This window comes from Bradyrhizobium sp. Kon58, assembly GCF_055807455.1.
The window spans coordinates 1-284 of sequence record NZ_JBVVOT010000375.1 but is presented as its reverse complement, the minus strand read 5'-3'; the positions used below and the strand labels follow the sequence as shown (position 1 = coordinate 284).

The following is a 284-nucleotide window of genomic DNA, read 5'->3' as shown; positions in this document are numbered from 1 at the left end:
GATGCGCTGGACATCGCACAGGCGGCCGTGACCGCGCTGCCGGTAGACTCGACACTGCTCAAAACCGACCTGACCGACTACCGTGGGCAACTGCTCAAGCTCAAGCAAGCCCAGCTCAACGTCGAGGCCGTGCAGAACCGCTTCGAGCAACAACTCAATGAGTTGCGCGAAAACAGTAACCTGCTGACCCAGAGCCAGAACACCAAGCGCAATGACGAGGCCGACCACACGCGCACGCTGCTGATCGGCGTCACGGCGGCTGCACTGCTGCTGGGTGCCCTGGC

1 protein-coding gene is annotated in these 284 nt (G+C 62.7%); it reads left to right on the top strand.

Features of this window, described 5'->3' with window-relative positions; translation table 11 throughout:
- On the top strand, window positions 1–284 hold a 284-nt coding region (locus tag AC0L20_RS40840; protein ID WP_473295797.1), incomplete at both ends, for a methyl-accepting chemotaxis protein.